8 protein-coding genes are annotated in these 15,546 nt (G+C 36.1%); 5 read left to right on the top strand and 3 right to left on the bottom strand.

Going from position 1 to position 15,546, the window contains the following annotated elements; all coding sequences use genetic code 11:
• From kdpB to JHL15_RS05040, 3 genes are all read right to left on the bottom strand, one after another.
• Nucleotides 1–2,040, bottom strand: a complete 2,040-nt coding sequence (gene kdpB / locus JHL15_RS05050; RefSeq protein WP_200243802.1) for a potassium-transporting ATPase subunit KdpB — start codon at nucleotides 2,038–2,040, stop codon at nucleotides 1–3.
• Between the two features lie 182 nt (nucleotides 2,041–2,222).
• Nucleotides 2,223–3,917 carry a potassium-transporting ATPase subunit KdpA gene (gene kdpA / locus JHL15_RS05045; protein ID WP_200243799.1) on the bottom strand — a complete coding sequence of 565 codons (1,695 nt, stop codon included), beginning with the start codon at nucleotides 3,915–3,917 and terminating at the stop codon, nucleotides 2,223–2,225.
• Nucleotides 3,918–4,362: 445 nt separating this feature from the next.
• On the bottom strand, nucleotides 4,363–5,688 hold the full coding sequence (locus tag JHL15_RS05040; RefSeq protein WP_200243796.1) for a sigma-54-dependent transcriptional regulator: 1,326 nt from the start codon (nucleotides 5,686–5,688) through the stop codon (nucleotides 4,363–4,365).
• Nucleotides 5,689–6,040: 352 nt separating this feature from the next.
• On the opposite strand from JHL15_RS05040, the gene JHL15_RS05035 reads away from it, so the two are divergent.
• The 5 genes from JHL15_RS05035 (at nucleotide 6,041) to JHL15_RS05015 (ending at nucleotide 15,212) form a co-directional block, all read left to right on the top strand.
• Nucleotides 6,041–8,908: a M16 family metallopeptidase gene (locus JHL15_RS05035; RefSeq protein ID WP_200243793.1), complete on the top strand. Its 2,868-nt coding sequence runs from the start codon at nucleotides 6,041–6,043 to the stop codon at nucleotides 8,906–8,908.
• Nucleotides 8,909–9,205: 297 nt separating this feature from the next.
• Nucleotides 9,206–9,433: a hypothetical protein gene (locus JHL15_RS05030; protein ID WP_200243790.1), complete on the top strand. Its 228-nt coding sequence runs from the start codon at nucleotides 9,206–9,208 to the stop codon at nucleotides 9,431–9,433.
• Nucleotides 9,430–12,423, top strand: coding sequence for a SusC/RagA family TonB-linked outer membrane protein (locus JHL15_RS05025; protein WP_200243787.1), 2,994 nt, complete (start codon nucleotides 9,430–9,432; stop codon nucleotides 12,421–12,423). The genes JHL15_RS05030 and JHL15_RS05025 overlap by 4 nt, the downstream gene beginning before the upstream one ends.
• Nucleotides 12,424–12,452: 29 nt before the next feature.
• Entirely contained in the window at nucleotides 12,453–14,246 is a 1,794-nt protein-coding gene (locus tag JHL15_RS05020; protein ID WP_200243784.1) for a RagB/SusD family nutrient uptake outer membrane protein, read from the top strand.
• Nucleotides 14,247–14,294: 48 nt separating this feature from the next.
• The gene (locus tag JHL15_RS05015) at nucleotides 14,295–15,212 is read left to right on the top strand and encodes a metallophosphoesterase family protein (protein ID WP_200243781.1); all 918 of its coding nucleotides are present in this window, start codon (nucleotides 14,295–14,297) and stop codon (nucleotides 15,210–15,212) included.
• Nucleotides 15,213–15,546 lie beyond the last annotated feature (334 nt).

The raw sequence follows: 15,546 nt of genomic DNA, 5'->3' as shown, positions 1-15,546 counted from the left end.
TTAAAAGAATAAACTGATGAATAAATCAATAAGTTTTATTCCGATGAATGGAACAATAACACCTCCTAAACCATAGATCAAAAGATTTCTTCTGAGCAAAGCACTTGCGCCAATGGGTTTATAAGCCACACCTTTCAATGCCAATGGAATTAGCGCGGGAATGATAACCGCATTGAAAATGATCGCCGATAATATTGCAGATTCAGGGCTGTGAAGATTCATGATATTCAACTTCTGAAGAGCTGGAATAAAAGTGATAAACAAAGCCGGGATGATGGCAAAATATTTAGCAACGTCATTCGCAATACTGAAAGTGGTAAGGGTTCCACGGGTCATTAATAATTGTTTCCCGATCTCTACGATTTCAATCAATTTAGTAGGATCATTATCAAGGTCTACCATGTTTCCGGCTTCTTTTGCAGCCTGAGTTCCACTGTTCATAGCAACACCCACATCTGCCTGAGCTAGAGCTGGCGCATCATTCGTACCATCTCCCATCATGGCAACAAGTTTTCCTGACTGCTGTTCCTTTTTGATGTAGTTCATTTTATCTTCAGGTTTGGCTTCTGCAATGAAATCATCAACCCCTGCTTTTTCAGCAATAAATTTTGCAGTTAAAGGGTTATCTCCCGTTACCATCACGGTTTTCACACCCATTTTTCTCAAACGCTGAAAACGTTCCTGGATTCCTGTTTTAATAATATCCTGAAGTTCGATGACTCCCCATACCACTTCATTTACTGATACGACCAAAGGAGTTCCTCCGTTTTCAGAAATTTTAGTGGTGGCATCCTGAGTTTCCTGAGGAAAAATATTACCTGCTTTTTCAGTTAGTTTTTTAATCGTATCATAAGCTCCTTTTCTGATTCTTGTATCTTCGAAATCGATCCCAGAAGTTCTTGTCTCAGCAGTGAAATCTATATAGCTGGGACTTGGAACAAGCAGGTCCTGAGGTTGTAGATTACTTAATTCAATAATTGATTTCCCTTCCGGCGTTTCATCTGCTACAGAGCTTAGAGCAGCAGCTTTAATAAATTCATCAAGCTGGATATTATTGGCAGGATGGAATTGTGTGGCTTTACGGTTTCCAATAGTAATTGTTCCTGTTTTATCAAGAAGCAGAACATCAATATCTCCGGCTGTTTCTACAGCTTTACCACTTTTGGTGATTACATTTGCTCTTAAAGCTCGGTCCATCCCGGCAATACCGATTGCAGAAAGCAAACCTCCAATTGTTGTCGGGATCAAACAAACGAAAAGGGATATAAATGCCGCAATAGTAATTGGGGTTTGCGCGTAGTCTGCAAAGGGTTTTAAAGTTAATGTAACGATTATAAAAGTCAGGGTGAACCCTGCTAAAAGTATGGTTAATGCGATTTCATTGGGTGTTTTTTGTCTTGATGCTCCTTCAACAAGAGCAATCATTTTATCAAGAAAAGATTCACCAGGTCTTGTGGTCACTTTCACTTTGATACGATCTGAAAGTACTTTCGTACCTCCGGTTACAGAGCTTTTATCTCCACCTGCTTCACGAATGACCGGAGCACTTTCTCCTGTAATAGCTGATTCATCAATCGTTGCCAGTCCTTCGATGATTTCACCATCCATAGGAATTTGATCACCCGCTTCACAAAGGAAGATATCACCCAATTTCATTTCAGCAGACATTTTCAATGTGGTGTCAACCTGAAATCCAGGTTTATTGTCAATGATCATTTTGGCTGGAGTTTCCTCACGGGTTTTTCTAAGGGTATCAGCCTGTGCTTTTCCTCTTGCTTCGGCAATAGCTTCAGCAAAGTTGGCAAATAACACCGTGAAAAATAAAATGATAAATACTAAAAAGTTATATGAGAAGCTACCTTGTGTTTTATCACCTGTCAAGCTAGATAAGCTTACGATGAGCATAACGACAGTTCCGACTTCTACCAGAAACATCACTGGATTTTTAAACATAATTTTCGGATTCAGCTTTACAAAAGACTGTTTGATAGCCTCGTTGACCAAATCTTTTTGAAACAATGTTTGTGATTGATTTTTCATTTTTGAAAAGAGTTATATAATTGTTAATCAATGGTAACCATTAAGGTTGGTTAAAATAATAAGGTGAGGTATGGATAATATTTTTCAAGTGAATGTTTCTATGATTTCAGACTAGTTTGAATTTCCTTGATCATTTCAACGCCTTAATGGACCTATTGATTTTTAATTGGTAGTGTTCACGTTTATTTAGAAAAATACTGGATTTGTTCCGCTATAGGTCCCAGTGTCAATGCAGGGAAGAAAGACAATGCTGCTATGAGAAGGATCACTGCGAGAGTCATAAATCCAAAGGTTGCAGTATCTGTTTTCAATGTACCGGCACTTTCCGGGATGTATTTCTTCTGAGCCAGGTATCCGGCAATTGCAATTGGACCAATGATTGGAATAAATCTTGAAAGTAACAGTACAATTCCTGTTGAGATATTCCACCATGGAGTATTATCACCTAATCCTTCAAATCCGGATCCGTTATTGGCAGAAGAGGAAGTGAATTCATATAACATCTCACTGAATCCATGGAATCCTGGGTTATTCAATGTTTTGGCTCCGAATTCCGGGAAATAAGCTGTAAGAGCAGTTCCTACAAGAATTAAGAACGGATGGAACAAAGCCACGATCATGGCGATCTTCATTTCCTTCGCTTCAATTTTTTTACCTAAAAACTCTGGCGTTCTACCAACCATAAGTCCACTAATGAATACGGCAAGAATAATAAAGATGAAATAGTTTAAAATTCCTACACCACAACCGCCATAGAAGCAATTGATCATCATTGAAAGAAGCTGATTCATTCCTGACAAAGGCATCATGCTATCATGCATGGCATTTACAGAACCTGTAGAGATAACAGTTGTAGCAATACTCCAATATCCTGAGGCTGCACTTCCGAAACGGATTTCCTTACCTTCCATCGCACCTAGCTGGTGATCTGCACCCATTTGAGTGATCAGTGGATTTCCGTGAATTTCATTCATGATCGTAGGAGTTGCTAAGGCAAGAAAACCGATGGTCATCACAGAAAAGATAGTCCATGAAAGTCTTTTTTTCTTTAAATAAAATCCTAATGCAAATACCAATGCAAATGGGATGATCATCTGAGTGACCATTTCTGTCATATTGGTTAAATAATTAGGGTTTTCAAGGGGATGCGCCGAATTCGTACCAAAGAAACCTCCACCATTTGTTCCCAAATGTTTGATCGCAATGAATGCAGCAGCAGGACCTCTTGAAATATCGGCTTTTTGTCCTTCCAGAGTAGTGATATGATCTTTTCCTTCAAACGTCATTGGACTTCCGTTTGCAGAAAGGATAAAAGCAACAATAATACTTATAGGGATCAGTATTCTGATCATGGATTTTGTGAAAAAATCAAAAAAGTTTCCTAATTCGGTTGTAGTTTTTTCTTTAAATGCCTTGAAAAGTACTGCCATTGCAGCCATTCCGGTTGCAGCGGTTACAAATTGAAGAAACATTAAATACAACTGACTTAGATAACTTACACCCGTTTCCCCTGAGTAGTGCTGTAGATTACAATTGACTAAAAATGAAATTGCTGTGTTGAAAGCAAGATCGGGGGACATATTTGGATTTCCATCAGGATTTAAAGGAAGCCAGGATTGATTGAGTAAGATGAAAAATCCAATAACCAACCACACCAGATTAATACTCAACATGGCAAACATATTTTGTTTCCATGTCATTTGACGGTTAGGATTGATTCCACATGCTTTATAAATTAATTTTTCAATCGGTTGAAAAATAAAATCTAAAAAGGTTTTTTTATGACCATACACATTAGCAATATACTTACCTAAAAATAGCCCTATTATTAATGTGATGACGAACATCGCTATGATGCCTACAATTTCTGTGTTCATGATTGATTAAAATTTTTCTGGTTTTATAAGAACATAGCAGATATACACAAAGGCCAGTATTGAAAGAAAAAATAAACTCCACATAGCTTTATATTTTATCAAAGAATTCAACGGATTTATACAAAAGCCAAAATAAAATGGCACTGAGTACTAATAAAATTACCAACATCATAATGTAACAATTAGGGTTAAAAGGGTAAACAGTACATACGACACGATCAGGAAGCTGAACTTCGAATGATCTCGCTTTTTGAATGTTTTTTTTGAAATAGTCATTTTGAAATATTTTATTCTAAATCTCTAATGCCAAAAAAGAATCCATTTTGTGACTTTTTGTGTTAAATCGCTTTATAGTAGTGGTTTATCTGTGATATAAGATTTTGCCAAAAACAAAAAAGCCTATCAAAATGATAGGCTCTTTATTAAAATGATAGGCTCTGTTTTTTTATCTTAATCCATATTCTTCAAGTTTGCGATACAGTGTGGCAATGCCGATCTCTAGCAGTCTTGCTGCTTCTGCTTTATTACCCTTTGTATAATGCAAAACTTTTTGAATGTGCTCTTTTTCAAGCGATCTTATACTTAAAGAATCTTTGTCATTGGTTACTTTTTCTGAATAATGAGGAAGACTTTCAGTATCCAGAATATCGTCGTTCATTAAAATAAGACTTCTTTCTATCGTATTTCTTAGCTCCCGGATGTTCCCCTTCCAGTCGTTCTTTTCCAATGTTTTGTAATAATCAGGAGAAACCTTTACTGAAGTTAAATGAAGTTTGTGGGAAAAGATATCAATAAAGCTTTTCGCCAGAACTTTTAAGTCTTCTTTTCTTTCGCGGAGAGGGGGGAGGGTGATTTCGAAAACATTTAATCTGAAATAAAGATCTTCTCTGAAGTTTCCCTGTCTGATTTCATCCTCCAGATTCCTGTTGGTCGCAGCAATTAACCTGAAGTCCGATTTCGACACTTTTGTTTCACCCATTTTCATAAATTCATGGGTTTCAAGAACACGGAGTAGTTTAGCCTGCAGTTCAATAGGCATCTCTCCGATTTCATCTAAAAATAAAGTACCGCCATTGGCTTCTTCTACCAATCCTTTTTTATCTTTTATCGCCCCTGTAAAGGCGCCTTGTTTATGCCCGAAAAGTTCACTTTCAAGTATTTCTTTACTGAATGCAGAACAGTTGATGGCAACAAAATTATTTTTCTTTCTGTCACTTCCTTCGTGAATAGCGTTTGCAAAGACCTCTTTTCCTGTTCCTGTTTCTCCTGTTAAAAGAACGGTAGCATCAGTTAAAGCAACTTTTTCGGCTAATTTTTTAGCCTGAAGAAGGAGGGGGGACGTTCCGATAACTTGTCCAAAGCCTTTTTGGTTATCCGTTTTTTGAATAATTTTAGATTTATTGTCTTTTACTTTATCCAGTGCCTTATAGACCAAAGGGATGATCTTATCGTTGTCATCACCTTTTACCAAATAATCATAAGCCCCATTTTTCATAGCTTGTACTGCATCCGTAATATTACCAAAAGCAGTCATCAGGATAATTTCCAGATGTGGATATTTGGTTTTAATAGATTTTACCAGTTCCACTCCGAAGCCATCAGGAAGACGGACATCGCTTAATACGACATCAAATTCATATTGCTCAAGCATCGTCATCGCTGAACGGGCAGTTGAGGCTTCTTTTACATTAAAATCTTCTTGAGAGAGAATCATTCCCAATAATTTGAGAAGCTTTATTTCATCATCGATAATCAGAATATTTCCGGACATGGTCATATATTTTTTAGGAAAAACCTATACAAACTTAAACAAACTTCAAGATACAAACCGAATGTTGAAGATTATTATTTATTGTAAAATGTAAAATGTAAAATGTAAAATGTATGTTGAATAAAATACCCTATGAGCTCAATCGGTAATTAACTGCTTTTTAAATTCGGCAAATTGGCAAATTGGCAAATTGGCGAATAGGCGAATTAGCGATTTTGCAATTCAACAATTCCGCATTTCCTCTTTCTCAATTGTCATCATAGATTTAATAATTATAAAATTAATAGGCATTCTTTTTCTATTCCTTACATTTGTAAGGCATTCTACTTAAAGAATGGAAATGAATTTACATATGAAGGACAAAAGATATAAGGAGACGATTCATACAGATAAAAACAACTACGAATATATAACCATTACTCAGGACGAAAACGGAGTGAGGATTTACACCCTAAAGAACGGATTGAAAGTTTTTCTGGCGCAAAATTTTGATGCACCCAGAATTCAGACCTACATTCCTGTGAGGACGGGAAGTAATAATGATCCTTCTGATAATACTGGCTTAGCTCATTATCTGGAGCATATGATGTTCAAAGGAACTTCCAAAATAGGAACACTAGATTGGGATAAAGAAAAAGTTTTATTGGATCAGATTTCAGAGTTATACGAACAGCATAAAGCTGAGCAGGATCCTGAAAAAAAGAAAGAGATCTACAAAAAGATTGATGAGGTATCTCAGGAAGCCAGTCAATATGCTATCGCTAATGAGTATGATAAAGTGATTTCTTCATTAGGAGCCAGTGGCACCAATGCTCATACATGGTTTGATGAAACAGTGTATAAAAATAATATTCCTAACAATGAGCTTGAAAAATGGCTGAAAGTTGAAAAAGAAAGATTTTCAGAAATAGTTTTACGCCTTTTCCATACGGAGTTGGAATCTGTTTATGAAGAATTCAACAGAGCTCAGGATAATGATTCCAGATTGGTAAATTATGAGCTGATGGATGCACTTTTTCCTACCCATGCGAATGGTCAGCAAACTACCTTAGGAAAACCAGAACATTTGAAGAATCCTTCTATGAAGGCGATACATAAATATTTTGATGAATATTATGTTCCAAACAATTATGCTATGGTTATGGTAGGGGATTTGGTTTTTGAAGATGCTATTCAACTTATAGATCAATATTTTGGAGCTATTCCGTATAAAGAATTGCCAAAGAAAACTCCGGTTATTGAAAAACCACTTACCGAGATTGTAAAGAGAACAGTCAAAAGTCCTACTACACCAAGAGTACAGTTAGCCTGGAGAACAGAAAGCTATGGAACCAGAGAAGCAATGTTAGCAGATATTACCGTTAATATCATGAGCAATAGAGGAGAGGCAGGTTTGCTGGATCTTCATATTAATCAGACTCAAAAAATGCTTTGGGCTCAGGCTTTTTCTGTAGGTTTAAAACAATACGGTTATTTTTCGATTGTAGCCGTTCCTAAAGAAACCCAAACTTTAGATGAAGCTAAAGCTATGGTACTAGAGCAGGTTGAATTGGTGAAAAAGGGTGAATTTCCGGATTGGATGCTTCCTGCAATTATTAATGATTTCAAACTTCAGAGAATGAAAGCGCTGGAAACAGCTGATGGTTTGGCTACCAACCTTTATGATACGTATATTAAAGGAAGAACATGGGCCGAAGAGCTTAACGAAATGGATGAATATGCTTCATTTACAAAACAGGATGTTATCGATTTTGCTAAAAGCTTCTTTAAGGATAATTATGTAGTCATTGATAAGGAAAAAGGAGTTAATGATAAACTGATAAGAGTTGATAACCCAGGAATTACCCCGATTAAAATTAATAGAGAAGCACAATCAGAATTCCTGAAACAAATTTTAAAAGAAAAAACAGAAGATATTCAACCTGAATTTATTGATTATGATAAAGAAATAATAACTGATACCGTTAAGGATAAGAAGTTAAGCTTTGTCAAAAATAAATACAATGATATTGCCCAGGTTTATTTTATTTTCCCATTTGGAAGTGATAATGAGCGGGATTTAGGAATATCCACACAGTTACTTCAATATTTGGGAACAGAAAAGTATTCTCCTGAGGACCTGAAGAAGGAATTCTTTAAAATTGGAGTGAGCAATGATTTCAAGACGACAAATGATCAACTTTTAATCTCATTGAGCGGTTTGGAAGAAAATATTGAGAAAGGAGTTGAATTACTTCAACACTGGATGTACAATGTAAAACCGGATCAGGAAGTTTATCATCAGTTTGTGGGAACAGTTCTTGAAAACCGCCAGGCCATTAAAAAAGACAAAAACAGAATCATGACTGCGTTGACGAATTACGCAAAATTTGGAGAATTCTCAAGATTTACTGATGTGATTTCCAAAGAGCAGCTCGAAAATACTAAAGTAGAAGAATTTACAGAACGGATTAAAAACGTTTTTAAATTTCCTTATCAGATGTTTTTCTATGGAAAGAATTTTGAGAACTTTAAAACTTATATAGGAAATTATGTGGAAATAGCAAGCTTGGAAATTCCTGAACCTAAAAAATATCCTGAACCGGAAACCAATAAGCATGTGTACTTCATAGATTATGATATGGTACAGATGGAAATGAGTAAAATAGGGAGAGGACATGATGTTAATCCTTCCAATTTTGGTAAGATTAATGTTTTCAATGAATATTTTGGTAGAGGATTATCTTCTATTGTATTCCAGGAAATTCGTGAAAGTAAAAGTTTAGCTTATTCTGCTTACGTTTCTTATGCGGCTAACTCGGAATCCGGGCATCCTGATTATGTGACTACTTACATCGGAACGCAACCGGATAAATTACAAGTCGCTGTAGACACAATGACTGAATTGATGAATGAACTTCCCGAGGTGGCCATTCAATTTGATAATGCTAAAAATACAGCCCTAAAACAAATAGCTTCAACCAGAATTACCAGAACGAATGTTTTCTTCAATACATTAAAATTGAAAAAAATAGGAATTTCTCATGATTTCAGGAAAGATATTTACGGACAAATTCAAAATCTGGATTTTACGGATGTGAAGCAATTTTATCAGACAGAAATTAAACCATTGCACTTTAACACCGCAATCATTGGTAAGAAAGAAAACCTGAATACGGATGCCGCTAATGAAATGGGAACATTTAAGGAACTCAGTCTAAAAGATATTTTTGGACATTAGATAAGATATAAGATATATAATAAAGACATAACCTCCGGATTAGTTCGGGGGTTATTTTTTTGTTTTTATAGGTCTTTTTCATTAATGATTCTAACCACTTTACCAGCATACTCAGAAGAACCGAGGCAGAGTATCAAAGATTTATTATTAGTGTTTGTTATGTAGGAAAATAGGCTAAAAAGGACAAATACCGGAATAAGAAAAATTAATATGAGATTAACAATTTAATAACATGTAAAAAATGCTTATTTGTAAATATTTAATCAAATTTGTCACTAAAATTTACAAATAGTAAAAATGAAATTTAATAATTCTCTTTTTGAAACTACTATTCCAGATCGCAGATTTATTATCGATGATAATTTCATTTCTACAAAATGTAAAGATATGATTTTGATGCAGGTAAATGAATCTGCAACTTCTGAATCTACTGATGCCGTAGCTAGCTTAGAGCTATATTCTACTAATGGTGCTTATCTATTGAAAATTTTAATAATAATTAATAATAATAAAATTAAACCATGAGAAGAGGCTCTTTAATTGCCCCAAATTCTTTAAAGGTAGCTATTGTGTTTTTCCTGTGTACTTCATACACCGCTGTAGCACAACAAAAACTTTTAAAGAAAGATAATTCCAAGAAAAATGATACTGTAGCGAAGTCTAAAGATATAGATGAAGTTATTGTAGTAGGCTTTGGGAAACAGAAAAAGATCAATCTTACCGGAGCGGTGGATATGGTTTCGGCCAAAAAGCTGGAGAACAGACCAATTACCAATATTGGCGCCGGACTTCAGGGACTTATTCCCAACCTTAATATTACGATTGATAATGGGAGAGCTACTTCAGCAGCGAACTTTAATGTAAGAGGTTTTACCAGTGTAAATGGAGGAAGTCCTTTAATATTGGTAGATAATGTACCCTATAGTGGAACAGAATTAGCAAGGTTGAATCCTGCGGATATAGAAAGTGTATCAGTTCTGAAGGATGCGTCTTCTGCAGCAATATACGGTGCAAGAGCAGCATTTGGAGTGGTATTGATCACGACGAAAAGTGCAAAAGGAGGACAGCTCAATGTATCTGTAAACACCAATACTGCCTATAAAACAGTAGGGAAACTACCAGAGTTGGTAACCGATCCATTGACGGTTATGCAATATAAACATGATGCAGCAACTCCGTTGTACAATCTGTATCCGGAAAATGAAAGAGAATACGCCAGACAGCTTGCTAATAATCCTAATCTTCCACGTGTAATTCTGAATCCTTCAGATAAAAGCTCCTGGGCCTATTACGGATCTACTAACTGGCTGAAAGAAGCATATAATAACATAGCACCTTCCTATACTAATAATATGAGCATTTCCAGAAAAATGGAGAAAGTGGGTTATCTTCTCTCCGGAGAATATTACCGTCAGGATGGGATGCTTCGCTATGGAAATGATATCTATAACAGATATAACATGAGAGGGAAGGTAGATCTTAATATAAATCCATGGTTAGATTTATCCAACAATACAACATTCACTTTTTCAGATTATGACTCTCCAGTGTTCATAGATGATAACTTTTTTTCAAATGTTAACCGTACACCATCACTAAGTGTACCCAAAAACCCTGATGGAAGTTGGACAAGCGATGGAGCAGGTATTCTGGGAAGACTACAGGATGGTGGTCGGTCAAAAAATGAGTACAGGCAAACTCAGATATCTTTTGCAGCAAATGCTTCCATTATTAAGAAAATATGGGATTTAAAAGCAGAAGCAACCTTTAGGAATACATCATCACTTACCCAGTCTTATGATATTCCGGTAATTTATAAAACAGGACCAGATAAACCTATTTCTTATGCTGGTGCAGCAACCTCATGGGCAAAGAATGAAAATATGTCTGGCAGATATTACGTGTATAATATATATACCGACTATCATCAGAACTTTGGAGATCATTTTCTTCAATTGTTAGGTGGATTTAACCAGGAGTATAATAAGTACAGCTATTTTTCAGCAAAGAAAAATAACATTTTATCAACCACTCTGCCTTCCATAGGGCTAAGCACCGGGACCATGGAAGAAACAGAAAAGATCTTCGAATGGGCTTTGCAGGGATTATACTACAGAGCAGCCTATAATTTTAAAAACAAATATTTGGTAGAGTTAAATGGCCGATATGATGGATCTTCAAGATTTCCAAAAGGACACCGTTGGGGATTCTTTCCTTCAGCATCAGTAGGTTGGGTAGTATCAGATGAAAAGTTTTTCTCTGGGATAAAAAATGCAGTAGGCTTTAATTTATTGAAGTTCAGAGGATCATATGGATCTTTAGGAAATCAGGATCTGTTTGATAAAAATAAAAATACAATTGCATATCCCTACATTCCAACAATGACAACGGGTACAGTAGGACAAATATTAGGAGGTACACGCCCTATTGCCGTTTATGCTCCGGGAGCTGTATCCGATAACTTTACCTGGGAAAAGGTTTCAACTGTTAATTTTGGTGCTGATCTTTCCTTTTTCAATAATAGATTGCAGCTGAATTTCGATAAATATACCCGTTATACTAAAGATATGTTGATTCCGGGGAAGATTCTTCCTAATGTTTTTGGCACAGCTGAACCTAAAGCAAATGCAGGGGACCTTAAAACTAAAGGTTGGGAATTGAGAATAGGTTGGAATGATCAGTTTAATTTGGCTGGTTCACCGTTCCATTATAATGTTGCTTTTACCCTTGCTGACAGCCGTTCATTTATTACAAGGTTTGACAATCCTGGAAAATTGCTTTCCGGGTACTACGAAGGTCAGGAAATTGGGGAGATTTGGGGAGCAGAGATAGAAGGTTTTTTTAAAGATGAAGCCGATATTAAAAACCATCCTAACCAAACTGCGATGGGAACAGATGACCAGTCTTACAAATTCTACCCTGGAGATCCAAAATTCAAAGATCGTAATGGCGATGGAAAAGTTGATATGGGAGATAAGACCGTTAATAATCCGGGGGATTTGTATGTTGTGGGAAATACTTCCGCCCGCTTCCCATTCAGTTTAGATTTGTCTGGAGACTGGAAAGGGATTGATCTGCGTATATTTTTACAGGGCGTTGGTAAAAGAGATTGGTATCCGGCAGCAGGCTCAATTTATTTCTGGGGTGTTTATGCTCAGCCATGGACTAATGTGACACAACAGAACTTAGATCACTGGACGCCAGAAAATCCTAACGGATACTTCCCGGCAGTACGGGCATATACAGCAGAAGACGATATGCAACAATTAGGTATTCCCAATAAAAGATATATGCAAAATGCTGCTTATGTTCGTGTAAAGAATGTTACCATTGGCTACTCTTTGCCATTGAAAGAAACCTCCAAAATCCATTTTAATAAGATCCGCTTCTATTTCAGTGCTGAAAATATATTTGAAATCTCACACCTGAAGGTAAAATTGGATCCTGAAACGCTTGGGCAGGCAGCTTATCCTTTTCAGCGTACTTATTCTTTTGGGATGAATCTAAATTTTTAATATCCAATAACTTCTTAAACATATAAAAAATGAAACTAAATACATACTTATTCAAAGGAGTTTTGACCGTGTTTGTAGGATTATTCTTAATATCCTGTGAAGGCGATTTTCTTCAAAGAGATCCTGTTACAGAGATTACTAAAGATAAATTCTTTAATAGCCCTCAAGATTTAGAGACCTATTCCAATGGTTTTTATAGTTATATTTCAGCGCCCTATATGGATGTATTTTCAGACAATATATCCATATATACAGGAGCCAACAACACGGATAATCTTTTAAGAGGCTCTCTTACACCCGCTAATGTGGATGGATGGGATTGGAAAGAACTGCGTTCTATTAATTATATGATTGAAAACTCTGGGAAAGCAACCGGTGATCAGTCTCTTATCAGGCATTATAAAGGAGTTGCCAAATTTTTCAGAGCCAATTTCTATTTTAATATGGTCAAAAAGTATGGAGATGTTCCCTGGTATTCCAAAACGATCGGTAGTAATGATGATGAAATGCTTTATAAGGCTAAAGATCCGAGAACCTTAGTAATGGATTCTATAATGGGTGATCTGGAGTATGCTTCTGCCAATGTATTACCAGCCAGAACCAATAATACAATGATCACCAAATGGGCTGCTCTTACATTACTTGCCAGGGTGGCTCTATATGAAGGCTCCTTCAGAAAATATCATGATGAACTTGGATTACAAAGCTCTTCAGGAAAGTTCCTGAATCGTGCTGTAACAGCTTCTCAGGATATTATGACCAATGGAGGTTTTAATATTTATAATACAGGAAAAGGTGGTGAAGACTTTCGCTCCCTGTTTGCCAGTAATATGCTTGATGGCAATAAAGAAGTCATTTTCCTTCAAAAGAATAATAAAGATCAGGGAGTGAGCAATAATACCCATACTGTTTTAGGATGGCAGTGGGCATTGAATGGAAGTCTCGCAGATGAATTTTTAATGAAAGATGGTACACCTTTCACTTCAATTACAGGGTATGATAAAAAAGGTTTTACGGAAGTGTTTGCTAATCGTGATCCTCGTATGGCTGAAACAATCATGCCACCAGGGTTTGCAACAATTCCCGGTGGTGATCCTTATTTAGTTCAACCTGTCTTTGGAGGCTATTTACAAATTAAGTTTTATCCAAGAGATCCTTCACTCAGAGGAGGGTGGAATCTTAATTATACAGATCTGCCTATATATAGATATGCTGAGGTATTATTAATTAATGCAGAAGCAAAAGCAGAATTAGGAAGTTTAACACAAGGAGATCTTGATAATACCGTGAACCTATTGCGAAGAAGGGTTAAAATGCCCGATCTTTCCATGGTGGCTGCTAATAGTAATCCAGATAATTATTTGGTACAACAATATCCCAATATTAATGGGAGTAATAAAGGGGTTATTTTGGAGATCAGACGTGAGCGTCGTGTAGAGCTGGCTTGTGAAGATAAACGACTTGATGATTTGTTCCGTTGGAAATCCGGAGTTTTGTTAGGGCAGCCTTCGAAAGGATTCTATACATCAGCATTAGGAGCTATCGATGTAACGGGTGACGGAAAACAAGATATTGCCATTCTTGAAGCTCCCGGGAAAGAAGATCCTCTGAATGGACTTCCAGCGGACATAAGAGCCCATCTCACAAAGTACTATATTTCAGATGGAGTATTCTATCTTTCTAATGTTACTTCTGGTCATATTATGTTCGATAAAGACAAAATTCTTCCAAGAACTTTTGTTAACCCCAAATACTATTACCTTCCCATACCAATCAGTCAATTAATCCTTAATCCTAAACTTACACAACCACCGGGATGGTAATGAAAACCTGGAATCAAATATTAATTTACAGAGACATAACAATAAACTATGAAAAGAAGAAAGTTTTTGACAAATGTTCCACTTGCAGTTTCAGCATTAATGCTGGGTGGAACAGCAACCAATCTTTTGGCTGCACCTCAGAAAGAGAATAATGTAAATAGTAAAAAGAAACTTTTGCTAACAGTAGCACATATTACAGATGTACATTTGCCGGCAGATCCTAAAGTGATGGAAAGATTTTTAAAGTGCCTGAAAGAAATTAAAACTAGAAAAGTAGATTTCTTTCTCAACACTGGGGATTCCATTATGGCTGTAGATCGGGATAATTCTACCCGTCAGGAAGTCTATGACCAATGGAAGGCCTGGGATACTTGTATTAAAGAAATTGCAGACTATGATATGTATAGTTGTGTAGGAAATCATGATATCTGGTGGGCTGGTGAAAAATCCGATGAAATGTACGGAGTACCATATGCAGCTAAAAGACTTAAAATGCCCAAACGGTACTACAGTGCTAAAAAAGGGAAGTGGCATTTTATCATGCTGGATGGTAATAATTCCGGAATTACTTTAGATCCTGAACAAATGAGCTGGCTAACCCAACAACTGGAAAGTATTCCTCAGGGAGAATATGCATTGATCATGTCACATTATCCTATACTTACTGTTACTGGAAGCTGGGAAGGAGGACAACATAAAGATCATGTTGCATTAAAAGATCTTTTCTATAAACATAAAGATAAAGTGAAAGGCTGTCTTAGTGGTCATCAGCATTTACTAGATAGAGCATGGTATGACGATATATATTATTTCTGTAACGGTGCGATGTCAGGATTTTGGTGGGGAGAAGGTGATAAACGCTCCGCAAAACCCTTCTATTACCAGGAAACACCTCCGGGATATGCAATACTAAAATTTTATGATGATGGTTCATTTGAGAATGAATATATAGCTCATCATTATTAATACATATATTATATGCTAAATAAAGACTGTCTTTTTTAAGTCAGTCTTTTGTTTTTATAGTGTTTTATAAAGCGTATAAAATATAAACCGTCTTATCATTTTCATTTTTTGTGATATCAATTAAAAGTTTTGTCACCAGTACTCAGCTAGTTATATATATTATGTTAAAAAAGTTTGCAGAATGCTTGCCAGATAAGACCAAAGTTTATACTTTTGCCCCACTGAAAACGAGAGATAGTAGGTAGCGCAGAAGAGTAATTAAGAACGAGAGGCTGATAAAAAATAAATAAAGATTTATTTTGAAAAGTCAAAAAAGTTTGTATCTTTGCAGTCC

Origin of the sequence: Chryseobacterium paridis (assembly GCF_016595215.1) — a bacterium.
GTDB classification, from domain to species: domain Bacteria; phylum Bacteroidota; class Bacteroidia; order Flavobacteriales; family Weeksellaceae; genus Chryseobacterium; species Chryseobacterium paridis.
Note: the sequence above shows the minus strand (reverse complement) of the source record. Positions and strands in the feature narration are given on the sequence as shown.